A 21,645-nucleotide genomic window follows, 5' to 3' on the forward strand; every position below is an offset into this window, starting at 1 on the left:
CACCGGGCGGCGCTTCACTATGCCGATATGCCCTCATCTGCGGCCTGAATGACACTGGCCACTAGACCGACCGGTCTACATAATCCAGGCCATGACCAAGACCACTCGCGACAAACTGATCGACGCCATGATCGATGCCCTGCAACGCAAGGGTCTGCATGGCGTTGGTTTGAACGAACTGCTGGCCGCCGCCGATGCGCCCAAGGGCAGCCTTTATCACCACTTCCCGAACGGCAAGACCGAACTGGCCGTGGCCGCCATCGAGTGTGTCGGCCAGCGTGCCGAACAGGCATTCGCTGCGCTCTTCGAGCGTCAGTCCGATCCACTCGATGCGCTGACTATCTGGCTACAGGGCGCGCTTGGCCAGTTGCAGGAAAGCGCCTTCGAGCGCGGCTGCCCGCTGGCCACCGTGGCCCTGGAAAGCGGCCCGCGGGATCATGAAATTCGTGCAGCCCTGGCCAATGCCTTCACCTCCATTCGCCAGGCACTGCAGCAGCAGCTGCAACGTCACGGTTACCCACAGCCAGAAGGGCTCGCGGCCCTGTTCGTCGCGCTCTACGAAGGCGGTCTGTTGCAAGCGCGTGTCGCCGGCAGCAGCGAGCCGCTGAAACAGGCCGTCGCCACCCTGCTCCACCTGACCCGCCAGCACCGTACGGAGCCCAGATGACATGAACGCCACCCTCCGCAGCGAAACCCTGCCCCTGCTCGCCCTGGACGACTATCAGCTGGCCACCACGCGCTATCACGCCGAGCGCCCCCAGGCGCAACTGCTGATCGCCGGCGCCACCGGGGTGCCACAAGGTTTCTACCGGCGTTTCGCCGAGCATGCGGCCAGTCGCGGTTTCAATACCCTGACTCTGGACTACCGCGGCATCGGCCAATCCAGGCCAGACAGCCTGCGTGGTTTCGAGATGGAGTATCTGGACTGGGCCCATCTCGACCTGGCCGCGGCAGTGGATCAACACCGGCACGCCGAGCGCCCGCTGTTCATGGTCGGCCATTCCTTCGGCGGTCACGCCTTTGGCCTGCTGCCCAATCATGATCAGGTCGCCGGCTTCTACACCTTCGGCACCGGCGCCGGCTGGCATGGCTGGATGCCCAGGGCCGAACAGCTTCGCGTGCTGGCCATGTGGCGAGTGATCGGCCCGCTGATGACGCGCTACAAGGGCTACCTGGCCTGGAGCAAGCTGGGCATGGGTGAGGATCTGCCCATGGGCGTGTACCGCCAGTGGAAGCGCTGGTGCCGCTTCCCGCGCTATTTCTTCGACGACCCGCAGATGCCGGGGCTGGCCGAGCGCTTCGCTCAGGTGCGTACACCCATTGTGGCGCTCAACGCCCTGGACGACCTGTGGGCGCCACCCGCCTCGCGCGATGCCTTCATGGCTGCCTACGTCAACGCGCCCTATCGGGCGCGCACGCTCGACTCGCAGGCCGAGGGCCTGGGCAATATCGGCCATATGGGCTACTTCCGCCCCGCCGCCCAGCGCCTGTGGGACGAGACGCTGGACTGGTTCGAGCGGCTGCACGCCGAGCGCCGCGCGGCCTGACCTCGTAGGATGCGCTGTGCTCACCAGCCATGGTGAGCGGAGGCATTGGTGCGCGCGGCGCACCCTACGGAAAGGTGCGTCGCAGAGATCAGCTGCCTATCACGCCGCCGTCGAGGCGGGTCACCAGCACGGTGGTCGAGCGCGGGCGGCTGCGGCCATCGCTGGCCGGGTAGCTGAGGGTCGGGTGCTGGATATTGGCCCACATCGCCTTGCCATCCGGGCTCCAGGCCAGACCGGTGATCTCGCAGCCACGCGGGCCGACCATGAAGCGGCGCACCTCTCGGGTGGCGGGGTCGGCGCAGAGCATCATGTTGCAGCCCATGCCCTGCATCGGCGCCTCCTCGTCATCGTAGTCGGTCTGGATCCACAGCCGCCCAGCGGCGTCGAAGGCCAGACCGTCCGGCGAGGAGAAGATGTCACCGTTGACGGTGCCGGTGAGGTTGGCCGGCATTGGCTCGCCGCCAGCAGTCCGCGCGCCCCTGGCCTCGCCGGCCAGGAGGAACAGCTCCCAGGTGAAGGCGGTGGCGGTCGGGTCGCCGCCCTGCTCGTTGAAACGCAAGATCTGCCCGTGCAGGTTGTGCGGACGCGGGTTGGCGGCGTCCGTGGGCTGCTTGTCGCCACGGCCGTCGTTGTTGGTCAGGGCGACATAGACCTCGCGGGTGCCGGGGTGCACCGTGGCCCACTCGGGGCGATCCATCGGCGTGGCGCCGGCGCGATCGGCGGCGGCGCGGGCGTTGAGCAGCACCTCGGCCTGGCTGGCGAAGCCGTGCTCGGCGCTCAGGCCGTTCTGCCCGTGAACCAGGGCCAGCCACTGGCCGCTGCCGTCGGCATCGAAACGCGCGGCATACAGCGTGCCTTCGTCCAGCAGATCGCGGTTGGCCCGTGGATTGGCGGCGTCGAAGCGCCCGCTCGGGACGAACTTGTAGACGTACTCGCCGCGGGCGTCGTCGCCCGAATAGAAGGCCATGCGCCCGTCCTCGCCGAGCGCCAGCGCCGCGCACTCGCGACTGAAGCGGCCGAAAGCGGTGCGCTTGATCGGCTGCGCGCCGGGGTCGAAGGGATCGATCTCCACCACCCAGCCGAAACGGTGCGGCTCGTTGACATGGCCGCCGTGGGGCTGGTCGGCATAGGGCGTGGCGTCGAAGCGCGCGTCGGCGGTTTCCCAGGCGTAGTTCTTGCTGGTGCCCTCGGTGGCCAGGCCGTAGCGCTTGTGCGACACACGGCGCTCATAATCCTGTTGGTCGCGATTGATGAAGTAGTTGTGCCAGTTCTCCTCGCAGGTGAGGAAGGTGCCCCAGGGCGTAACGCCGGTGGCGCAGTTGTTCAGGGTGCCGAGCACCGTCAGGCCTTCGGGGTCGCTGGCGGTCTTCATCATCTCCAGCCCGGCCAGCGGCCCGGCCAGGCGCATTGGCGTGAGCATGCTGATGCGTCGGTTGTAGGGCGAATCCATGACTCTGTGCCATTGGCCGTCCGAGCCTTTTCTCACCTCGATCACCGAGACGCCATGGGCGGCCTGCTCCTTGCGCACCTCGTCCAGCGGCCGCGGTCGGCTCTGGTCGATCACCCCGGACGGATGCAACGGCGGGTTGACGTACTCGTGGTTCATCACCAGCAGGCCACGATCCTCTTCGCCCTCGAAGGCGAAGAAATTCATGCCGTCATGGTTGTCGCCCGCCTGCTTGAGCTGGGCCTGCCAGTCGTCGCTGGCGTCCGGACGCCAGTCCGTCGCGCCAGGCTCCACCGCATCGCCCCAGGAGAAGAACGGCACGGCGCGGTAGCCCGGTGGCACCAGCACCTGGTCGAACTGGGGATCGAACTGCAGCGGCACGCTGGTGAAGTTCAGCAACGGGCTGGCCGACGCCTTGCTACAAGCGGCCAGGCCGCCACCGAAGAAACCCAGGGCGGCCAGACCCAGGCCGCCCTTGAGCAGGTTGCGCCGGGTGGGGTCGATCAGCGTCGCCAGCGACGGGTTGGCGCTGGGGTTGATCGACTGGTCGTCGTGGGCTTCGAGGCGTTGGTGAAAGTCCTGCGGATCGTGCTTCATCGAGCTTCTCTGTGCTGGCTGGTGTTCCCGGATTGCATCCGGGTCGGGGATACGCGGTTAAATGCCCCCTCTCCCTAACCCTCTCCCCAGAGGTGCGAGGGGACTGATGGTGCGCGCGGCGGCCGGCTGCGTATGGGCCAGGTTCTGTTGCGCTGCGTGGTCATTCGATGCGGTAGGTGAAGGTGTTCCTCACGCTCTCCACCACCACGGCGCGGCCATCGATCACCCGCGGCTGGTAGCGAAAGCTCTTCGCCGCGCTCAGCGAGGGGCGGACGAACAGTGGGTGGCAGTCGGGTTCGGCCTCGGGGTTTTCCACCCGGCCCTGCTCGTTGACCCGGTAACGCACCGTGCACTGTCCTTCGAGGCCTTTGTCCAGGGCGCGCTGCGGATAGGCCGGGGCCTGCTTGGCAATCGGCAGGAACTCGCGGCTGGCGGCGGCCGCAGCCTCGGCCTGGCGCGCGCGTTCGGCTGCCGCAGCCGCCTGCTGACGCTCGACCTGTTCGCGCTGCTCGGCCAGGCGCTGCTGCTCGAGCTGCTCGCGGGCCTCGGCCTCGCGGCGCTGGCGCTCCTGTTCACGCCGCTGCGCCTCGCGCTGGCGTTGCTGCTCCTGTTCAAGGCGCTGCTGCTCGGCGCGTTTGCGCGCCAGGGCGGCCTGTTCCAGATGCTGGCGTGCGATGGCCGGATCGGGTTGCGCCGGCTGCGTCGGCTCGGGAATCACGGCAGGCGGCTCCGGCGGTACCGGCGGGGCCAGGGTCAGCAGTTGCAGCTGCACCGTGCTGACCTGCGGCGCGAGAGGCTCGCCGATCTGCCAATGGGCGAGCAGCAGTGCGCCCAACCCCAGGTGCAGGGCCAGGGTGGCCGCCAGCGCGCCGCAACTACGGCGCCAGTGCACGGACGGCACGAGCGGGCGTCGCATGTCGTGCTCGGCGGGCAGGGTCAGGCTGCTCATTGCGGCGCCTCGGTGATCAGCCCCAGGCTGCTCACCCCACCCTGCTGCAGGGCGGCGATACCGGCCACCACACTGGCGTAGTCGGCGGCCTGGTCGGCGCGGATGTACACCTGGGTGTCGCCCTGCTCGGCGACCAGCTGCGCCACCCGCGCGCTCATCACCGCCAGGTCCACGGCCTGCTCGCTGGCCGCGCCCAGTTCGGTGTCCAGCTCGCTGCCGAGGTTCCAGTAGTAGCTGCCGTCGGCCTGCACCGACAGGGTGAGGATGCGCTGCTGGTTATCGCTGGGCAGCGCCTCGGCGGCCACCTTGGGCAGCTCGATATGCACCCCCTGGGTGAGCATGGGCGCGGTGACCATGAAGATCACCAGCAGCACCAGCATCACGTCGATGTAGGGCACCACATTCATCTCGGCCTTGGGGCCATGCTTACTCTGCGGCCTGCGCATGACGTTCCCCTCAGCCCGCTACGGCGACGCGGCTGGCGCTGCTGTGCAGCCTGCGCTGCAAGCGTCCCTGCAGCTCGTTGCCGAAGCTGTAGTAGCGCGCGCCGAGGCCTGCCACGCGCGCGGAGAAGCGGTTGTAGGCGATCACCGCGGGAATCGCGGCGAACAGGCCGATGGCGGTGGCGATCAGCGCCTCGGCGATGCCCGGGGCGACGGTGGAGAGGGTGGCCTGCTGCACCTGCGACAGGCCGATGAAGGAGTTCATGATGCCCCAGACGGTGCCGAACAGGCCGACGTAGGGGCTCACCGAGCCGACCGTGGCGAGCAGCGGCAGGCCCTTTTCCAGGCGCTCCTCCTGTTCGGCGATGGCCACCAGCAGGCTGCGCTCGACCCCTTCGATCACCGCGTCGGCGGCAATACCGGGCTCGCGCTGCAGCTGCAGATACTCGCCGTAACCGGCCTGAAACAGCTGCTGCACACCAGCGTCCTGATCGGCTTCGGCGGCGCACTCACGCTGCAGCTGGGCCAGCTCGGCGCTGCCGCGAAAGCGCTGCAGGAAGGCTTTCGCCTCGCGTTCGCTGCGGCGCAGCACGGCGCTGCGCTGGACGATCAGGTACCAGCTGACCAGCGACGCCAGCACCAGGCTGAGCATCACCGCCTGCACCAGCAGGCTGGCCTCGCTGACCAGGCCCCAGACGGTCATCTGTTCGAGTGAACTGTGCATCTTCGACTCCTTGCTTGCTGCGCCCGCCGTGGGTGGCGGGCGCCATGCCTATTGGGATTACAGGCAGCCTGGTTGCCGCTGCCGATGGAGGGCTTCGCTGCGGCGGACTGTTCGCTGCGCTCCTGAGTCCGCCCTACGTACTGAGTTCGCCCTACGTCGCCCGGCCAAAGGCCAGGCGGTGAAAAGCGGTCACTCCAGGCCCAGGGCCTCGGCCACTGCGCTCCAGGGCAGGTATTTGTAGTTCTGCCGACCTTCGGGCATGCGCTTGCGGCCGTCCTGCACCACCAGCACCCCCTGGCTCCAGGGGCCGCCGAGGTTGGCCGAGGTCACTTCCAGGCCGTCGGTTTCAGACACACCGTCGATGCCGCGCGCGGCGTCCAGGCCGATGCGGAAGGCACCACGCACGGCGTACGGCGCCTGGCCGTCGAGCACCACGTAGCTGTCGTTGCCCTGGCTGGAGATCACCAGGTAGTCGCGCTGCGCGCCCTGGTAGAAGGCCAGGCCCTCGATATCGTCGTGCACCACCTCGCCGACGCCGATCACCTGCTGCAGCTCGGCCGGTGCTTCGGCGCGGGCGTCCAGCACCCAGACCGCGACATCCTCCTCGCCGACGAACAGGCGCTGATTACGGTCATCGGCGACGCAGCCTTCCGGCTGGCTGGCGACCTTGAACTGGCGCGCCAGCGTGGCCTGCACACGGCCGCTGCTGCCGTCCAGGCGGTACTGCAGGAAGGTGCCGTCCTTGTCGTTGGCGATGGCGTGAATGGCGCCATCGGGTTGCTGGAACAGGCACAGGCCGTAGATGTCGCTCAGCGCGGTGGGCGCCTGGCCAAGGTCGCTGAGCTCGCCACTGGCGCGGTCGATGGCGAAGAAGTGCAGGCTGTTATGATCGCGATTGCTGGCCACGGCCAGATCGACGCGCTGCCCGCCAAGCTCGAAGCCGGCGCGCAGATCGACATTGTTCATACGACCGACGCGCAGGTCCTGCAGCTGCCTGCCCTGCAGGTCGTACACCAGCAGGCCGCCCTGTTTGTCGGTGCCCAGCACGCGGCTGCGGCTCGGCTCCTGCGGATGCAGCCAGATCGCCGGGTCGTCCGCCGCGTCGCCCAGGCTCGGCACCTCGTCGGTCTGTACCAGCGGCGTCAGCACCGGCAGCGGCCTGGCCAGCGCCGGCGCGGCCGGTGCCCAGTCGAGCTGGACGCGGTGCAGGCCGTTATCGCCGCCGATCAGCAGCTCCAGGCCACCCTCGACCGGCCGCGCGCCGAGGCGCTCCGGCTCGTCCAGCCCTGTCAGCGGCAGCGGCGTCTCGGCGCGCCAGCCTTTACCTTGGCGGGCGTAACGGTGCAGCACACCGGCCTCGGGATCGAGGGCGAGCACCCCGCCCGGCACCACCGCCATGCCGGCCATGGCCTCGGCGATATCGCCGAACGGCTGACGCAGACCAACCGGCTGGCGGATCAGGTCATCCTCGGCGCCAGCGGCATAGGCCCACAGGCCGACGTTCTCCTCGTTGATGTAGAGCAGCTCGGCGTCATCATCCACGCGGCAATGCTCGCTGGCCGGTGGCAGACTGAGGCGCCGCACCAGGCGCGGCTCGGCCAGCGGCTGCAGGGCCTGGGCCACCAGCCACTGCTCGCCGATGCCTTCCTCGCCGACCAGGAACAGGAACTGGTTGTCGGCCGCGTCGCGCGACAGGCACAGGCCGTCCACCTTGAAGCTGGCGCGCGGCAGGTACACCGGCTCGCCCCAGCGCCGGTCGGCGCCGCGCAGGGCCACCAGCATAGGCTGCTGGCGGTCGATATCGACGCTGGCCAGCAGCAGGCCCTCGGCATCGCTGCGCTGGTCCAGGGCGCCGAAGCGCCCGGGCAGGTGGGCCAGCTTGGTGCCCTGCTCGTCGAGCAGGTAGAGGCCCTGCTTCTCGCTGCTGAGCAGGAAGCGTGCGCCCGGCCAGAACGAGGTTTCGCTCAGCAGTTGCAGGTCTTCGACGGCAATCTCGGTGGCCGGCTGCCAGGCCTGTGGCGCCAGCGGCGCAGTCTCGACTGCCGCGGGCTGGGCCTGGGCAGCCGGCGCCTGTGGCTCACAACCAGCGAGGCTCAGGACACCGGCGAGCAGGCCGAGGGCCAGGGGAGTGGGAGAAAAGACACGGTTCATCAGAGGGGCGATCCTTTTACGGGTCGCCCTGCGCTACCCGGCGGGCGCGCAGGGCAGTGCATTAGAAGTGGGTGAAGGTCAGGCCAAGCTTGTAGGTCGGGCCGTATTCCTCGTACTGGGCGTTGTAGCGACGGTTGCCGGTGTAGAGGTAATAGGACTCGTCGGTGAGGTTCTGCGCCTCGAACTTGAGCTGCAGGTTGTCGCTGAGGAAATACCCGGCGCTGAAGTCGACGAACAGCTGCGAATCGGCGTAGAGGTCGTGAGCCTTGTCGTCCACCGCTGCCACTTCGGCCAGGTACCTGGATTTGTAGTTGGCCGCCAGGCGCAGGCTGAGCTTGTCGCTCTCCCAGCCCAGAGTCAGGTTGCCGACTTGGTCGGACTGGTTCGGCAGATCGATGCTGCGCTTGCTGCCCTGACCTTCGATGCGCGCATCGGAGCGGCTGAAGGTGGCGTTGGCGCTGAGTAGCAGGCCGTTCCAAGGTGCCGGCAGCCAGTCGAATTTCTGCGAGTAGGCCAGCTCGATGCCGTACAGCTTGGCGCTGGCGCCATTGGCGAAGGTGTTGGCCTCGCTGAAATCGGCCCAGGCGCCGCTGCCGGCCAGGTCCGTGGCATAAACGAAGTTGTCGATGTCCTTGTAGAAGGCGAAGGCCGAGACCACCCCCGCACGGCCTAGGTAGCGCTCGATGCCGAGGTCGAAGTTGCTCGACTCCAGCGGCTTGAGATCGGGGTTGCCGAAGCTGGCCTCATCGCCATCGATGACGAAGCCGGGTGCCAGCTGGCCGAAGGTCGGACGCACCACCGAGTTGGTCCAGGCGGCGCGGATCTGCGTGTTGGCATCGAGCTGGTAACGTGCGTGCAGGCCCGGCAGCCAGTGGTCGTAGCGCTTGCGGCTGCTGATCGACTCATAGGCGTCGTCGCGCAGACCGGTGCCCTTGGCCTCGAACTCGGTGCCCTCGTAGCGCATCCCGGCGATAAAGCGCCAGTCGTCGATGTCGACGCTGTTCATCAGGTAGGCGGCGTTGATGTCCTCGCGCATCGTGAAATCGTTGATGCGCGACTCCTCCTCGTCGTAGAAGTCAGCCTTGTTCAGCCCGGCGAGCAGGCGCTCGATGGCCTTGGCGCTGATGCCCGGGCCGAAGCGGCCGAGACCGTAGTCGACCTCACCCTTGACGAACTGGCCGAGGTTAAGCTGCTCGTCCGTCAGGCCGAAGTCGCCCAGGTCTTCGTAGACCCACGCCTCCAGGTCGTTGTCCTTCTTGCGCCGGCTGAGCTTGCCACCGAACTTAGCCTGTGCTGCATAGCCGCTCAGCTCGTAGTCGCGGGCCAGGTCGAGCTTGATGTTCTTTTCGGTGTCGGTGGTCTTCTGTTTCTCCCACTGCACCTCGTCGAGGGTGAAGTTGGCCGGGTCGTAGAAGGCCGAGCCGATGGTCAGCTTCGGCTTGCGCGTGCCGCCGAAGCCGACATCGGCAAAGTCGTCGTTGCCCTCGAAGGTGGCGCCGGCGATGCCTTCCGGGGTCTTCTCGCTGGCCTTGCTGTAGCCGACCTGGCCACTGACCGTCCACAGGCCCAGGCTGCGCTCGCCGCCGAACACGTAGGACTGGATCTGCTGGGTTTCTTCGCGGCTCTTGAGCTCACGCCAGCCTTCGGCTTCGCCGCTCTCACCGGGCAACTGCGCGTCGGCGAACTCGACGCCGGCGGCGTTGCGCGTTTCCGTGTCCTTGTAGCGGCTGTAGAGCGTGCGCAGGTAGTAGCTGGAGGCGTCGTCCGGCTTGTAGTCGAAGTTCAGACCGAAGCCGGTGCGCTCGCGGCGGATGTCGTAGGCGCGCTGCTCCAGCTCTTCGAGCCGGGCACCGTCGCTGAAATCCCAGGCGCCGCCGGTTTCCACGTTGTCCGAAGCGAAATCGCGTTTTTGCCAGCTCAGCGCCGCGGCCACACCAAAGTTGTCGATACCGTCCCCGAGACTGAAGCGCTCGCTGATCGCGCCGGAGAATTTCGGGCTGGTCTGACTACTGTTGTCGTCGTAGCTGGCCTCGCCGCTGAGGGTGTAGAACAAGCCGTCGTGGTCGAAGGCCGAGAGGCTCTCGACCTGCACGGTGCCGCCAAGGGAATTGGCGTCCATGTCCGGGGTCAGGGTCTTGACCACCGACAGCGACTGCACCAGCTCGGACGGCAGCACGTCGAGGGCCACGGCGCGGCGGTCACTCTCCGGCGACGGCACCAGGGTCCCGTTGATGGTCACGGCGTTGAGATCCGGGCCGATACCGCGCACGCTGACAAAGCGGCCTTCGCCCTGGTCACGCTCCACCGACAGGCCGGGAATGCGCTGCAGCGCCTCGGCGGCGTTGTCATCCGGCAACTGGCCGATACCATCGGCGTGCACCACGCTGGTGACGCTGTCGGAGCGGCGCTGATCCTGCAGCGCCTTGTCGATGCTCACCGCCTGGCCGACCACCTCGATGTGCTCGAGAAGCACCGGCTCCTCGGCCAGGACGACGGTACTGGCGGCGATGGCCAGCGCCAGGGTGCTGATACGAAAGCCCGCACGGCGGGTGCTGCTGTGACCTAGGCGCATGGCCTGCTCTCCCCAAGAGTGAAATCCACCGGCACGGGGCCGGCTCGCTGGAGGCGCAAGCTAGGTGGGGCGAATGACGCTTCTGTGACAGCCCTGCAGCGCATGCGGTGAAATACCGGGTTTTGTCGGCAATATCCGCAGCAGATGAGCCGAAATGACCTGACGCAGCACAGCTCAGAGCCAGATGGGCGCCTGCAACGAGCCCGGCGCTACAGGTGCGCGCCCCCAGAGTCGGTGCGCGCAGCGCATCCTGAGCAAAAAAATCGTGCAACTGCCCTGAGCCAAATCGACCTCCCCCACTGCAACCAAAGTGTCATGAGCCTCTGTTCTGCTGGCCGTCATTGAAGCCTGCGGAGCCCGCCCGATGCCGCCCCTGTTGAAACTGCATGCCTGGAAACTCGCCGGCCTGTTACTGCTGGCCAACCTCGGCCTGCTCGCTCATCTGATCGCCGGCCATATCAAACCCACCAGTGAATGGAACTGGACCGATATCCTCGGCGAAGGTGGCTCGGCGCTGCTGGTGCTGCTGTGGATCGGCCTGCTACTGAAAAGCCGCCCGGCCGGGCGGGTGACCAACCTGCTGTTCTGCGGCCTGGCCTGCCTGTTCTTCTCGCTGTGGATGGATTCGGTGGACGAGTTCGTCCAACTGCCGGCCAGCGTCCACTGGGACAAGTGGCTGGAGTCCGGACCGATGCCGGTAGGCTTCATTCTCATGACCCTGGGCATCTACCACTGGCACCGCGAGCAGCTGGCGATCAGCGCGCAGATGGAAAAGCGCGAGCGGCTGTTCCGCGAACACCGCCTGTTCGACAAACTCACCCCACTGGGCGGCGCCGAGTACCTGCGTCTGCAGGTGCAGCAGGCGCTGCAGCAGAGCCACGAACAGGGCCAGCCCCTGGCGTTGGTGATTCTCGATCTGGATGGTTTCGACCGCCTCAATCGCGAGCATGGTCATGCCGAGGGTGACCTGGTCTTGCAGAACCTGACCCAACTGTTGCTGCTCAACCTGCGTCGTCAGGATCTGCTCTGCCGTCTGGCCGGCGATCGCTTCGTCGCGCTGCTGCCAGGCACCGGCGCGCAGCAGGCGCAACAGATCGCCGGCGAGCTGCAGGATGCCGTACGCCACCTGGCCTACCGCAGCAGCCGCAACGGCGAACGCCTGTATCTGTCAGCCGGCGTGGCCAGCGTGCTGGCCCAGGACGAGGATGGTGACAGCCTGCTCAGGCGCCTCAACCTGGCCCTGGCGCGCGTCAAGCAGACGCCCGCAGCCAAGCGCGCCTGAGGAAGACGCCATGGCCGTCAAGGGCAGTTGGTACGAACGCGACAGCCGCTTCATCGCCGCCCACCATCAACCGGCGCTGTTGCTCGACCTGGCCCTGGCGCGCGAGCTGGACAGCCATCGCCTGCTGCGCGGTAGCGGCCTGTTTCACGAAGACATTCTCAGCGGCCAGGCGCGCATCAGCCCGCAGCAGTTCCTGCAACTGATCGACAACGCGCGGCGCCTGCTGGATGCCGACGACAGCAGCTTTCTGTTCGGCCAGCGCCTGCTGCCGGGCCACTACGGTGCCGCCAGCCAGGCCCTGCAGCAGGCCGCCGACCTGCAACAGTCGCTGGAACTGCTGGTGCGTCTGCGCGCCCTGCTCAGCCCGCTTTTGGCGCCACGCCTGCTACTCGACGAACAGCGCGTCTACATCGTCTGGCTGGATGCCTGCGGCTGCGGCGAGCAGCGACGATTCCTGCTCGAGGCGAGCATGACCGCGCTGGCCTCGAGCAGCCGCTGGCTGGCTGGCGAACGCCTGCCCTGGCAGTTCGAGTTCGCCCATGAGCAGCCACGCTATATCGAACAGTACTGGGTACACCTTGGCGAGGACGTGGCGTTCGCGCGCCAGGTGGACATGATGAGCCTGCCACGCGAATACCTGACCCGTCCCTGGCCCGGCGCCTCGCTCACTGCCGGGCAGGTGGCCGAACAACAGAGCCTGGCGCAACTGGAGGCGCTGGGATTTTCCGCCAGCCTGCTGGATCGCCTTTACGACCACCTGCACGAGCAGATTCGCGAGACACCGAATCTGGACAAGGTGGCGCACGCTTTCGCCATGAGCCCCGCCACCCTCAAGCGCAAGCTGGGCAAACACGACAGCCACTTTCAGGAACAGCTCGACCTGGTACGCAAGCACGTGGCGCTTTACCTGTACCGGGTAAAGGGCTACAGCAACGACGAAGTGGCCGCCTACCTGCAGTTCCATGACAGCACCAACTTCCGTCGCTCGTTCAAGCGTTGGACGGGCCTGTCGCCCAGTGCGCTAAGGCAGTTGCTGGGTTGAGATCGCGCCAATCAGCGTAAAAGTCCGGCACGCGCGGCGCGCACTAGGTGGGTAATGCGAGGGAGGATTGAATGAAGGTGGGCGAGCGCCCAAAAAAGAAAACCCCGCGATTGCGGGGCCTTGCAGACTGTTGTCCTGACATCCTTGATCTGCTCACCATCCTGGCGGCTGTCCAGCGTGTCCCTGTTCGTCTAGGCGCTTCCTGCGCTGAATCCATGTGCAGCAGAGTACGCCCGTACCTGATCGACCAACAGTGGCGAAAATCGTGACATCGTGTAAGCCATGGCTTACACGAATTCTCCCTCTGTCAGCCGCCTGACTTTGCTCGGGCCATTCCAGATTGGGAGAAAGCATTTGGCCATGTTTTTTGTGACGCACGTCTTGCTAGACTGCATCTTGTCCTACAAAAACAACAGACTCCGACAACGGCGGTCACTGGGGCTAGAGTATGCGCGCAGTCACCTTGCTTCTTGGTTGCCTGGCAACCTGCATCAGCAGCTTCTCCCTGGCCAATGGCCAGACCCAACTGGGCGACGTCAAACAGGCCATCGCTCAGGCGTTCTGGCAGGATCTTTACGGTAATGGCGGCACCACGCTCTATTGCGGCCAGACCTTCGCTCGTGAAAGCGGCACCCTCACTGCCAGCCCGATCTACAGCAGCAAGCAGCTCAAGAGCGCGATGCGCTGCGTCACCGACCGCCAATGCACCATCATGAACCCGCGCTATCCGTACATCGTCGCCGACCTGCACAACTACTACCCGGCGCTGAGCCGCGTGGAGCTGGCACGACGCAATGCCCAGTTCGCCGAACTGGCCGATGACGTACCGAGCAAGTTCGCCGATATCGGCTGCGATCTTAAAACCAGCTTCCAACTGGTGGAGCCGCGCGACGAAGCCAAGGGCAATATCGCCCGGGCAATCTTCTACATGCACATCGAATACGGTTTGCCCATCGTCGGCCTGGTGCCAATGTACAAGGCCTGGCACCGCATGGACCCGCCGGATGCCGAGGAAAAGACGCGCAACGACAAGATCGAGGTGCTGCAGGGCACGCGCAACCGCTTTATCGACGATCCGTCACTGGTGGATCAGTTGATCGCTGATTGAGGTCTCGCTGCTTTCGATATCGCGACGCCGCTCCGTAGGGTGTCGCGGGGCCGCCTAGGCCGTGCGCACCGAATCTGTCTGCTGAACTACAGCGTGCTTGGTGCGCACAGCGCACCCTACCAATCGCCCTACGCTCTGCGCTTATGTAGCGAACGCAGCTTGTAGCGGTCGCCGGGATGGATCAGCCGCGCGTAGCTGATCAGGTGATCGTCCGACCAGGTGCGGCGAATCACGCTCAGGCAGGGCATGGCCGGTTCGATCTGCAGCAGCTCGGCCGTGCGCGCGTCCACCAGTACCGCCTCCACCACATGCTCGACATCCGAGATCGGGCAACTGGCGACCAGCACCTCGTTGGGCGTGACCTGGGTGAAGTCGCTTTGCAGGTAATGCGGCACCCAGCGCGGGTTGACGAAGCGATCCTCGAGCTGGATCGGCAGACCGTCCTGCAGGTGCACGAGGATGCTGTGAAACACCTCGGCGCCCAGGCGCAGCCCCAGGCGCAGGGCCACTTCGTCATCGGCGGCGATGGCTTCGCAGCGCACCACTGCGTTGCTGTAGGCATGACCGCGGCCGCGCACTTCGCTGGCGATGTTCATCACCTCGTGCAGCGGCGACTCGGCCTTGCGGTCGGTGACGAAGGTGCCGAGCCCGGCCTGACGCACCAGATAACCCTTTTGCACCAGATGCTGAATCGCCTTGTTGGCGGTCATGCGGCTGACGGCGAAATCGCGCGCCAGCTGTTCCTCCGGCGGAATCTGGTGATTGACCGGATAGGCGCCGCCGTGAATGCGCTCGAGGAGGAAATCCTCGATGGCCTTGTAGCGCGGGGTGGGACTGGTCACGGCTGCTCCTTGGATATGCCCGGTGCGCGGATGATAGCGGAGCTTGCGCCGCGCTCCCACTTGCAGGGGCGGGCGCAAGCCGGGCGTATCAGCCTACCGAAGGCAACATGCCGGCCGGCAGCAGCGGCGTCAGCACGCGCTCGGCGAGCAGAGCATCGGCGGCGGCGATGTCCGGAGCGAAGAAGCGGTCCTCGACGTAGTACGGCACCTTGGCGCGTAGCGCCTGCCGCGCCTGTTCCAACGCGGGGGTGCTCTTCAGCCCTTCACGGAAGTCCAGGCCCTGGCAGGCGCCGAGCCATTCCACGGCCAGTACGCCACGGGTGTTGGCGGCCATGTCCCACAGGCGCTTGCCGGCAGCTGGAGCCATGGAAACGTGGTCTTCCTGGTTGGCCGAAGTCGGCAGACTGTCGACGCTGTGCGGGTGGGACAGCGCCTTGTTCTCGCTGGCCAATGCCGCGGCAGTGACCTGGGCGATCATGAAGCCGGAGTTGACCCCGCCATTGGCCACCAGGAACGGCGGCAGCTGCGACATGTGCTTGTCCATCATCAGCGATACACGGCGCTCGGACAGCGAGCCGATCTCGGCGATGGCCAGGGCGATATTATCGGCGGCCATGGCCACCGGCTCGGCGTGGAAGTTGCCACCGGAAATCACCTCGCCTTCGGCGGCGAACACCAGCGGGTTGTCGGATACCGCGTTGGCCTCGACGCCGAGCACCTCGGCAGCCTGACGCAGCTGGGTCAGGCAGGCGCCCATGACCTGCGGCTGGCAGCGCAGCGAGTACGGGTCCTGCACCTTGTCGCAGGCGGCATGGGAACGGCCGATCTCGCTACTGTCACCGAGCAGGTGGCGGAAGGCGGCGGCTGCGTCGATCTGTCCGCGCTGGCCACGGGCGGCATGGATGCGCGCATCGAAGGGCGAGCGCGAACCCAGCAGCGCTTCGACACTGAGCGCGCCGCAGACGCTGGCGGCGGCGTACAGGTCCTCGGCCTCGAACAGACCGCGCAGGGCGTAGGCGGTGGACACCTGGGTGCCGTTGAGCAGGGCCAGGCCCTCCTTGGCAGCCAGGGTCATCGGCTCCAGGCCGGCGATGGCCAGCGCCTCGGTGGCCGGCAGCCATTCACCCTTGTATCGCGCCTGGCTTTCGCCGAGCAGTACCAGCGACATATGCGCCAGCGGCGCCAGGTCACCGGAGGCGCCGACCGAGCCTTTCAGCGGGATATGCGGGTAGACCTCGGCGTTGACCAGGGCGATCAGCGCGTCGATCACCTGGCGGCGGATGCCAGAGAAACCGCGCGCCAGGCTGTTGATCTTCAGCAGCATGATCAGGCGCACCATTGCGTCATCCAGCGGCTGACCGATGCCGGCGGCGTGGGACAGCACCAGCGAACGCTGCAGCTTTTCCAGGTCGTCGTTGGCGATGCGGGTCGAGGCCAGCAGGCCGAAACCGGTGTTGATGCCGTAGGCGGTGCGGCCCTCGGCGATGATCTGGTTGACGCAGGCAACGCTGGCCTCGATAGCCTCATGGGCGGCGGGGTCCAGACGCAGTTGCACGGGTGCCTGGTAGGCGGCGCGCAGGTCGGCCAGGGTCAGCTGGCCGGGTTTCAGGTTAAGCGTATTCATGGAATCTCTTTCCTCAGCCGATCATCGGCAGTTTCAGGCCCTGCTCGCGGGCGCAATCGATGGCGATCTGGTAACCAGCGTCGGCGTGACGCATCACGCCGGTGCCCGGGTCGTTGGTCAGCACGCGGGCGATACGCGCGGCGGCTTCGTCGGTGCCATCGCAGACGATGACCATACCCGAATGCTGGGAGAAGCCCATGCCCACGCCACCGCCATGGTGCAAGGACACCCAGGTGGCGCCGCTGGCGGTGTTGAGCAGGGCGTTGAGCAGCGGCCAGTCGGACACGGCATCGGAGCCATCCTGCATCGCTTCGGTCTCGCGGTTGGGGCTGGACACCGAGCCGCTGTCGAGGTGGTCGCGGCCGATGACGATAGGTGCACTCAGCTCACCCGAACGCACCATCTCGTTGAAGGCCAGGCCGAGCTTGGCACGCAGACCCAGACCGACCCAGCAGATACGCGCCGGCAGGCCCTGGAAGGCGATGCGCTCGCGGGCCATGTCCAGCCAGCGGTGCAGGTGGGCGTCGTCCGGGATCAGTTCCTTGACCTTGGCGTCGGTCTTGTAGATGTCCTCGGGGTTGCCGGACAGCGCCGCCCAGCGGAACGGGCCGATGCCGCGGCAGAACAGCGGGCGGATATAGGCCGGGACAAAACCGGGGAAGTCGAAGGCATTGCTCACGCCCTCTTCCTTGGCCATCTGGCGGATGTTGTTGCCGTAGTCGAAGGTCGGCACGCCCATCTTCTGGAAGTCGAGCATGGCCTGAACATGCACGGCCATGGACTGCTTGGCAGCCTTGACCACGCCAGCCGGGTCGGTGGCGGCGCGATCCTTGTATTCGGCCCAGGTCCAGCCGATTGGCAGGTAACCGTTGAGCGGGTCGTGAGCGCTGGTCTGGTCGGTGACCATATCCGGGCGAACACCGCGCTTGACCAACTCCGGCAGGATCTCGGCGGCGTTGCCCAGCAGGGCGATGGAGATGGCCTTGCCTTCGCCGGTGTACTTGGCGATGCGCGCCAGAGCGTCGTCCAGATCAGTGGCCTGCTCGTCGACGTAGCGGCTACGCAGTCGGAAGTCGATGCTGCTCTGCTGACATTCGATGTTCAGCGAGCAGGCACCAGCCAGTGTCGCGGCCAGCGGCTGGGCGCCACCCATGCCACCCAGGCCTGCGGTCAGCACCCAGCGGCCCTTGAGGTTGCCGCCGTAGTGCTGGCGACCGGCCTCGACGAAGGTTTCATAGGTGCCCTGGACGATGCCCTGGCTGCCGATGTAGATCCAGCTGCCGGCGGTCATCTGGCCGTACATGGCCAGGCCCTTGGCGTCCAGCTCGTTGAAGTGCTCCCAACTGGCCCAGTGCGGCACCAGGTTGGAGTTGGCGATCAGCACGCGCGGCGCGTTGCTATGGGTCTTGAACACGCCGACCGGCTTGCCGGACTGCACCAGCAGGGTCTCGTCGTCGTTCAGGTTGGTCAGGCTCTCGACGATCTTGTCGTAGCACTCCCAGTTGCGCGCGGCGCGGCCGATGCCGCCGTACACCACCAGCTCCTTGGGGTTCTCGGCCACGTCCGGGTCGAGGTTGTTCATCAGCATGCGCAGCGGCGCTTCGGTCAGCCAGCTCTTGGCGGTGAGCGTGTTGCCGCGCGGGGCGCGGATTTCGATGTCGCGGTACTTGGTCATTTGCGGGCTCCTGTGGAGAACGAGTTAAGGGTGGGCGGTCAGAGCCAGCCCAGAAATTGCGCGAGGTAAGCCAGGGGGATGGCCAGCAGCAGGCTGAGCAGGGTGCGCTGCAGCCAGATCAGCAGCAGGTGGCCCAGGCTCAGGGGAATTCGCGTGGCCAGCACGCAGGGAATCGATGCGGAGAGAAACAGCACGCTGCTCACCGAAACGATGGCGGTGACGAACTTCACCAGCACGTCGGCGTCCTTGAGCAGCATCGCCGGCAGGAACATCTCCGCCAGCCCGGCGGACATGGCGCGGGCCACCTGCATGGGTTCATCCAGGCCGAACAGCCAGGTCAGCGGGTAGAGCAGTACGCCGAGGGCATCGAACAGCGGGGTGTACTTGGCGGCGAGCAAGCCGAGCAGACCGACAGCGAGAATGCTCGGCAGGATGGCGGCAGTCATGCGCAGGCCATCGACGAAGGTTTCGCGCAGTGCCGAGCCCAGCGACGGCGCGTTGCTGGCCTGCTGCAGGCCGGCGCGCCAGGCGCTGCCCAGGCGGCTTTCGCCGGGCTGCAGTGGCGCTTCCGGGATGGGCTCGGACGGCAGCCGCGACAGCGGGTAGATGCGCGCGCTGATCGCGGTGACGGCGAAGGTCACCGCCATGGCGCTCCAGAAATACAGGTTCCACTGGCCCATCAGGCCCAGGGTCTTGGCGATGATCACCATGAACGGTGCCGACACGGTGGAGAAACCGGTGGCGATGATCGCCGCCTCGCGCAGGCTGTAATGGCCCTGCTGATACATGCGGTCGGTGATCAGCAGGCCTACCGAGTAGCTGCCGACGAAGGATGCCACGGCGTCGACGGCCGACTTGCCCGGCGTGCGCCAGATCGGCCGCATCACCGGCTGCATCAGCACGCCGATCAGCTCCAGCAGGCCGAAGCCGATCAGGAACACCAATGCCAGCGAGCCCAGCGGCACGATCAGCGCCAGGCTGAGCACCAGCTTGTCGAACAAAAACGGCAGCATGCCCGGCTGATACAACGCCTGCGGGCCGAGCTGCAGCAGATAGGCGACGCCGATCAGCAGGCCGAACACCTTGAGCACGCTGAATACGCTATGGGTCAGGCTGCGCCGCCAGCTGCCGTCGAGCCAGGGCGCCAGCGCACCGTAGAGCATGAACAGCAGCGCCACGCCGATCACCAGCGGCCGCGCATGCAGTTGCAGGGCGCTGGCCGCATGGTCGAGAAGGATGGTCGAACGCCCGGCGATCTCGAACGGCACGAAGAACAGCAGCAGACCGATCAGGCTGTAGCCCAACAGGCGCGCCAGGGCGCGCGAGCGCGACACGCCGGCGCTCAACGGCAGGGACTCAGACATGGCGCGGCTCCTGGCCGCGGCGGACGGTGGTGAACATCGGGTATTCCTCGTAATTGTTGTTGTGCGAGAAAGCGCGGTTCTTGCCTGCTCAGAGGCTGAGCAGATGGATCAGCCGCGCCGCCACCTTGGCGGTACGGTTGTCGATGTCGTGTTCGGGGTTGATCTCGGCCAGGTCGGCCAGGCGCAGCTTGCCGCTGGCCTTGAGCCGTTCGAGCAGCGGCTCCAGCAGTTCCAGGCGCACGCCACGGGCGGCCGGCGCGCTGACGCCCGGCGCCTCGCAGGCCGGCAGCACATCGATGTCGATGGTCAGGTAGAGCGCGTCGCAGCCGGCGGCGAAGGCGTCCAGCTCGGCGCCGATGGCATCGAGGGTCGACTCGCGAATTTCGTGATCCTCGCGCACCAGCACGTTCAGCTCGGCGGCCTTGGCGAACAGCGCGCGGGTGTTGCTGGCGCGGCTGACGCCCAGGCAGGCGTAGCGGAACGGCCATCCGCGCGCGGCGCATTGCTCGGCGATCTGCGCGAAAGGGGTGCCGGAGGAATGCACATGGGCCGGGTCGCGCAGATCGAAATGGGCGTCGAAGTTGACGATGCCAATCTTCGGCGCAGGGTTGCCGGACAGGTGTTCGGCCAGACCCGACCAGCTGCCGAAGGCCACCTCGTGGCCGCCGCCTATCACCAGCGGCAGGTGGCCGGCATCCAGCAGCGCACAGACGTTGCGACCGAGGCGAACCTGGGCCGCTTCCAGGTCGCCGTCCTCGCAGGTGACGTCACCGGCGTCATAGGCCGGCGCCTGACGATGCCAGGCCAGGTTGGCCAGCGCCTTGCGTACGCTTTGCGGCGCAGCGGCAGCACCGACGCGGCCATGGTTACGGCGCACGCCCTCGTCGCAGGCGAACCCCAGCAGGGCCAGGCCCGGCTGGCTGTCTTCGGCGAGTGCGCGGATGCGCTGGTGCCAGCGCGCGCTGTCGGTTTCCGGGTCGGTACGACCGCTCCAGGCAGCCATGCTGTGACGATCAGCGAGCATGAGTAATGGCTCCGTTGAAAACGCGCTGACGCAGGCGCCCGGCCTGCACCGCGTAGGCCAGTTCGGCCGGTTGCTGGATATCCCACAGGCACAGATCCGCTGGCGCGCCGACCGCGATGCGGCCGAGGTCGGGCAGGCCGAGGGCGCGGGCGCCATGGGCGGTCATGCCGGCCAGGGCTTCGCGCGGGGTCAGGCGAAACAGGCTGCAGGCCAGGTTGGCCATCAGCGTCGGCATGCAGATCGGCGAGGTGCCGGGGTTGGCGTCGCTGGCCACGGCCATCGGCACACCGTACTGGCGCAGCAGCTCGATGGGCGGCAGCTGGGTTTCGCGCAGCACGTGGAAGGCGCCGGGCAACAGCACGGCGACTGTGCCGGCTTCGGCCATGGCGCGCACGCCGGCTTCATCCAGGTATTCGATATGGTCGGCGGACAGCGCGCCGTAGCGCGCCGCCAGGGCACTGCCGCCCAGATTGGACAGCTGCTCGGCATGTGCCTTGATCGCCAGACTATGGGCCTTGGCCGCCTGATAGATGCGCTCGCACTGTGCCGGGGAGAAGCCTATGCCTTCGCAGAACACGTCCACCGCATCGGCCAGGCCTTCAGCTGCGGCGGCCGGAATCATCTCGTCGCAGACCAGGCTCACGTAGTCGTCGGCGCGGCCGGCGTATTCCGGCGGCAGCGCGTGGGCGCCGAGCAGCGTGGTGATCACCCGCACCGGGCGCAGCTCGCCGAGACGACGCGCTACGCGCAGCATCTTCAGTTCGTCGGCGACGGTCAGGCCGTAGCCAGACTTGATCTCCACCGTGGTCACGCCATCGGCCAGCAGCGCATCGAGGCGCGGCAGGCTGGCGGCGATCAGCTCGTCCTCGCTGGCCGCTCGGGTGGCGCGCACGCTGCTGAGGATACCGCCGCCGGCGCGGGCGATCTCCTCGTAGCTGACGCCCTCCAGGCGCTGCTCGAACTCGCCGGCGCGGTTGCCGGCGTAGACCAGGTGGGTATGGCAGTCGACCAGGCCGGGGGTCAGCACCCCGCCGCGACCGGCGCAGGCGGCGCCCTCGGCACGCGCCTCGTTGAACTCGCGTGCCGGCCACAGACCGGCGATGCGCCCGTCCTCGACCAGCACGGTCATCGCCTCGCTCAGCTGCACCAGGCCATCGAAGACCTGCACGTCGCGCCACAGCTGTTTCGAAGTTGATTGCGTCGGCATGGGATTCTCCCTGCTTGTTTTGTATATACAATATGAGTGGTTCGATC

17 protein-coding genes are annotated in these 21,645 nt (G+C 66.8%); 5 read left to right on the plus strand and 12 right to left on the minus strand.

What is annotated here, in order from left to right; all coding sequences use genetic code 11:
* Positions 1-91 precede the first annotated feature (91 nt).
* Together JWV26_RS07335 and JWV26_RS07340 are read left to right on the plus strand one after the other, a co-directional pair.
* Positions 92-667: a TetR/AcrR family transcriptional regulator gene (locus JWV26_RS07335; protein WP_206418723.1), complete on the plus strand. Its 576-nt coding sequence runs from the start codon at positions 92-94 to the stop codon at positions 665-667.
* Between the two features lies 1 nt (position 668).
* A complete protein-coding gene (locus tag JWV26_RS07340) occupies positions 669-1,547 on the plus strand; it encodes an alpha/beta hydrolase family protein (RefSeq protein WP_206418724.1) in 879 nt (292 codons plus the stop codon).
* An 88-nt stretch (positions 1,548-1,635) separates the two neighbouring features.
* Here JWV26_RS07340 and JWV26_RS07345 read toward each other — a convergent pair whose 3' ends face one another.
* The 6 genes from JWV26_RS07345 to JWV26_RS07370 all read right to left on the minus strand — a co-directional run bounded on the left by JWV26_RS07345 (position 1,636) and on the right by JWV26_RS07370 (position 10,430).
* A complete protein-coding gene (locus JWV26_RS07345; protein ID WP_206418725.1) occupies positions 1,636-3,591 on the minus strand; it encodes a PhoX family protein in 1,956 nt (651 codons plus the stop codon).
* A gap of 160 nt (positions 3,592-3,751) precedes the next feature.
* The gene (locus JWV26_RS07350) at positions 3,752-4,540 is read right to left on the minus strand and encodes an energy transducer TonB (RefSeq protein WP_241201281.1); all 789 of its coding nucleotides are present in this window, start codon (positions 4,538-4,540) and stop codon (positions 3,752-3,754) included.
* The gene (gene tolR / locus JWV26_RS07355; RefSeq protein WP_012019904.1) at positions 4,537-4,986 is read right to left on the minus strand and encodes a protein TolR; all 450 of its coding nucleotides are present in this window, start codon (positions 4,984-4,986) and stop codon (positions 4,537-4,539) included. The genes JWV26_RS07350 and tolR overlap by 4 nt, the downstream gene beginning before the upstream one ends.
* Positions 4,987-4,996: 10 nt before the next feature.
* Positions 4,997-5,707 carry a protein TolQ gene (gene tolQ / locus JWV26_RS07360; RefSeq protein WP_206418726.1) on the minus strand — a complete coding sequence of 237 codons (711 nt, stop codon included), beginning with the start codon at positions 5,705-5,707 and terminating at the stop codon, positions 4,997-4,999.
* A 189-nt stretch (positions 5,708-5,896) separates the two neighbouring features.
* On the minus strand, positions 5,897-7,858 hold the full coding sequence (locus JWV26_RS07365; protein WP_206418727.1) for a phytase: 1,962 nt from the start codon (positions 7,856-7,858) through the stop codon (positions 5,897-5,899).
* A gap of 61 nt (positions 7,859-7,919) precedes the next feature.
* Positions 7,920-10,430, minus strand: a complete 2,511-nt coding sequence (locus JWV26_RS07370; RefSeq protein WP_206418728.1) for a TonB-dependent receptor — start codon at positions 10,428-10,430, stop codon at positions 7,920-7,922.
* Positions 10,431-10,794: 364 nt separating this feature from the next.
* On the opposite strand from JWV26_RS07370, the gene JWV26_RS07375 reads away from it, so the two are divergent.
* The 3 genes from JWV26_RS07375 (at position 10,795) to JWV26_RS07385 (ending at position 13,862) form a co-directional block, all read left to right on the plus strand.
* Positions 10,795-11,712 (plus strand): GGDEF domain-containing protein, encoded by a 918-nt coding sequence (locus JWV26_RS07375; RefSeq protein ID WP_074917297.1) that lies wholly within the window; start codon positions 10,795-10,797, stop codon positions 11,710-11,712.
* A 10-nt stretch (positions 11,713-11,722) separates the two neighbouring features.
* A complete protein-coding gene (locus JWV26_RS07380; protein ID WP_072424989.1) occupies positions 11,723-12,754 on the plus strand; it encodes an AraC family transcriptional regulator in 1,032 nt (343 codons plus the stop codon).
* A gap of 448 nt (positions 12,755-13,202) precedes the next feature.
* Positions 13,203-13,862 carry an endonuclease gene (locus JWV26_RS07385; protein ID WP_079782630.1) on the plus strand — a complete coding sequence of 220 codons (660 nt, stop codon included), beginning with the start codon at positions 13,203-13,205 and terminating at the stop codon, positions 13,860-13,862.
* Between the two features lie 128 nt (positions 13,863-13,990).
* On the opposite strand, the gene hutC is transcribed toward JWV26_RS07385, so the two are convergent.
* From hutC to hutI, 6 genes are all read right to left on the minus strand, one after another.
* Positions 13,991-14,704, minus strand: a complete 714-nt coding sequence (gene hutC, locus JWV26_RS07390; protein ID WP_206418729.1) for a histidine utilization repressor — start codon at positions 14,702-14,704, stop codon at positions 13,991-13,993.
* Positions 14,705-14,792: 88 nt separating this feature from the next.
* Positions 14,793-16,328 carry a histidine ammonia-lyase gene (gene hutH, locus JWV26_RS07395; protein ID WP_206418730.1) on the minus strand — a complete coding sequence of 512 codons (1,536 nt, stop codon included), beginning with the start codon at positions 16,326-16,328 and terminating at the stop codon, positions 14,793-14,795.
* Positions 16,329-16,341: 13 nt separating this feature from the next.
* Positions 16,342-18,003 carry a urocanate hydratase gene (hutU, locus tag JWV26_RS07400; protein ID WP_093051795.1) on the minus strand — a complete coding sequence of 554 codons (1,662 nt, stop codon included), beginning with the start codon at positions 18,001-18,003 and terminating at the stop codon, positions 16,342-16,344.
* 38 nt (positions 18,004-18,041) lie between these two features.
* Positions 18,042-19,367, minus strand: a complete 1,326-nt coding sequence (locus tag JWV26_RS07405; protein ID WP_206418731.1) for a YjiH family protein — start codon at positions 19,365-19,367, stop codon at positions 18,042-18,044.
* An 88-nt stretch (positions 19,368-19,455) separates the two neighbouring features.
* Positions 19,456-20,391 carry a formimidoylglutamase gene (hutG, locus tag JWV26_RS07410; protein WP_206418732.1) on the minus strand — a complete coding sequence of 312 codons (936 nt, stop codon included), beginning with the start codon at positions 20,389-20,391 and terminating at the stop codon, positions 19,456-19,458.
* The gene (gene hutI / locus JWV26_RS07415) at positions 20,381-21,598 is read right to left on the minus strand and encodes an imidazolonepropionase (RefSeq protein ID WP_206418733.1); all 1,218 of its coding nucleotides are present in this window, start codon (positions 21,596-21,598) and stop codon (positions 20,381-20,383) included. Before hutI ends, hutG begins: the two co-directional genes overlap by 11 nt.
* Between the last annotated feature and the right edge of the window lie 47 nt (positions 21,599-21,645).

Origin of the sequence: Ectopseudomonas toyotomiensis, assembly GCF_017167985.1 — a bacterium.
In the GTDB taxonomy this organism is placed as follows: domain Bacteria; phylum Pseudomonadota; class Gammaproteobacteria; order Pseudomonadales; family Pseudomonadaceae; genus Aquipseudomonas; species Aquipseudomonas toyotomiensis.

Bases quoted from the DNA above. Each gene is read 5' to 3' on its own strand.
- JWV26_RS07335 (WP_206418723.1), top strand. From the start codon at position 92: ATGACCAAGACCACTCGCGACAAACTGATCGACGCCATGATCGATGCC.
- JWV26_RS07340 (WP_206418724.1), top strand. From the start codon at position 669: ATGAACGCCACCCTCCGCAGCGAAACCCTGCCCCTGCTCGCCCTGGAC.
- JWV26_RS07345 (WP_206418725.1), bottom strand. From the start codon at position 3,591: ATGAAGCACGATCCGCAGGACTTTCACCAACGCCTCGAAGCCCACGAC.
- JWV26_RS07350 (WP_241201281.1), bottom strand. From the start codon at position 4,540: ATGAGCAGCCTGACCCTGCCCGCCGAGCACGACATGCGACGCCCGCTC.
- tolR (WP_012019904.1), bottom strand. From the start codon at position 4,986: ATGCGCAGGCCGCAGAGTAAGCATGGCCCCAAGGCCGAGATGAATGTG.
- tolQ (WP_206418726.1), bottom strand. From the start codon at position 5,707: ATGCACAGTTCACTCGAACAGATGACCGTCTGGGGCCTGGTCAGCGAG.
- JWV26_RS07365 (WP_206418727.1), bottom strand. From the start codon at position 7,858: ATGAACCGTGTCTTTTCTCCCACTCCCCTGGCCCTCGGCCTGCTCGCC.
- JWV26_RS07370 (WP_206418728.1), bottom strand. From the start codon at position 10,430: ATGCGCCTAGGTCACAGCAGCACCCGCCGTGCGGGCTTTCGTATCAGC.
- JWV26_RS07375 (WP_074917297.1), top strand. From the start codon at position 10,795: ATGCCGCCCCTGTTGAAACTGCATGCCTGGAAACTCGCCGGCCTGTTA.
- JWV26_RS07380 (WP_072424989.1), top strand. From the start codon at position 11,723: ATGGCCGTCAAGGGCAGTTGGTACGAACGCGACAGCCGCTTCATCGCC.
- JWV26_RS07385 (WP_079782630.1), top strand. From the start codon at position 13,203: ATGCGCGCAGTCACCTTGCTTCTTGGTTGCCTGGCAACCTGCATCAGC.
- hutH (WP_206418730.1), bottom strand. From the start codon at position 16,328: ATGAATACGCTTAACCTGAAACCCGGCCAGCTGACCCTGGCCGACCTG.
- hutU (WP_093051795.1), bottom strand. From the start codon at position 18,003: ATGACCAAGTACCGCGACATCGAAATCCGCGCCCCGCGCGGCAACACG.
- JWV26_RS07405 (WP_206418731.1), bottom strand. From the start codon at position 19,367: ATGTCTGAGTCCCTGCCGTTGAGCGCCGGCGTGTCGCGCTCGCGCGCC.
- hutG (WP_206418732.1), bottom strand. From the start codon at position 20,391: ATGCTCGCTGATCGTCACAGCATGGCTGCCTGGAGCGGTCGTACCGAC.
- hutI (WP_206418733.1), bottom strand. From the start codon at position 21,598: ATGCCGACGCAATCAACTTCGAAACAGCTGTGGCGCGACGTGCAGGTC.